The sequence below is a fragment of the Erwinia sp. 009765445 genome, assembly GCF_058137865.1.
On the sequence record NZ_JBYUWC010000050.1, the window covers coordinates 1 to 1,333 of the forward strand.

The 1,333-nt window shown below is 55.1% G+C and carries 1 protein-coding gene; it reads right to left on the reverse strand.

Going from position 1 to position 1,333, the window contains the following annotated elements; all coding sequences use genetic code 11:
* Window positions 1–37: 37 nt before the first annotated feature.
* A protein-coding gene (locus tag AC3Y5R_RS24120) for an IS3 family transposase (RefSeq protein WP_489923417.1) occupies window positions 38–1,242 on the reverse strand; the annotation gives its coding sequence in 2 pieces (ribosomal slippage) (window positions 38–924 and window positions 924–1,242; 1,206 coding nt in all).
* Between the last annotated feature and the right edge of the window lie 91 nt (window positions 1,243–1,333).

Below are 1,333 nucleotides of genomic sequence, written 5' to 3' on the forward strand. Positions count from 1 at the left end.
TGGATTTGACCCTATATATCCAGACGTCTTTTCTCTCTTACGGTTGCGATAACTTCCTGCGTATATATTCCCGTGGTGAGCGATATCCCAGCGCGCTGTGCGGATGATGTTCGTTGTAATGACTGAACGCCACCGCCAGGTTCGTCACCGCTGCCTCGCTGTCCGGTTTCGGCATGAAGCTGATGTAGTCACGCTTTATCGTTTTCACGAAGCTTTCTGCTATGCCGTTGCTTTCCGGGCTCCGGACTGCTGTTGTGCACGGCTCAAGTCCCAGCATCCGGGCAAATGCCCTTGTTTCATGCGCTCGGTAGGCTGAACCGTTATCCGTCAGCCATTCCAGCGACTCTGTGGGTAACAGCCTTCCGAAGCGTTTTTCCACCGCGCCCAACATCACATCCTGCACCGTTTCTTTGTCATAGCCTCCGGTGCTTGCTGCCCAGTCAATGATCTCCCTGTCGCAGCAGTCCTGTGCGAAGGTCACCCGCAGCTTTTCTCCATTGTCACAGCGGAACTCGAAGCCATCTGAACACCAGCGCCGGTTACTTTCAGCTACCGCCACGCGCCCCTTGTGTGCGCACTTCCGGCGGGGATCAGCAGGTTTACGCTCAAGAAGCAGATGGTGTGCTCTCATAATGCGATACACCCGCTTCGCATTAACCACAGGCAGGCCATCCCGCTCTGACTCCCGTCGCAGCAGCGCCCACACGCGGCGATAGCCATACGTCGGCAGGTCAGACACCGCCGTGTTTATCCGGGATAACACGGCGCTATCGTCAGAGCGGGGCTGCCGTCTGCGATCCTGCCAGTCAGGTGACCGGTGAACTCTGATGCTCAGTTGCGCACGCGACACGCCAATACTCCGGCAGACGTCGGTCAGTCGTCGTCCCCGGGCAACAAGGGCGCATGCGCAATCCATTTTTTTGCCCGGCCGAACTCCACGGCCTCTTTGAGTATCTCAGCTTCCATCGTTTTTTTGCCCAGAAGACGCTGAAGTTCGCGGATTTGCTTATTGGCCGCAGCAAGTTCAGACGCGGGCACGACCTCTTCACCTGATGCCACGGCGGTCAGAGAACCGTCTTCATACTGCCTGCGCCATTTGAAGATCTGGTTAGCATTGATGCCATGCAGGCGAGCAACATGAGACACTGTCATGCCGGGTTCCATAGTCTGCTGAATAATGGCAATTTTTTCCTGCGGTGTACGACGCCGACGCCGTTCAGGTCCTGATAACACTTCAACCATCTTATTATTCTGACTGGTGTTAAACATAGTTCTAAGACTACCTCTTATTTTAAGAGAGGCGAAGTGTCTGGTGATCTATGGGGCCAGTCTA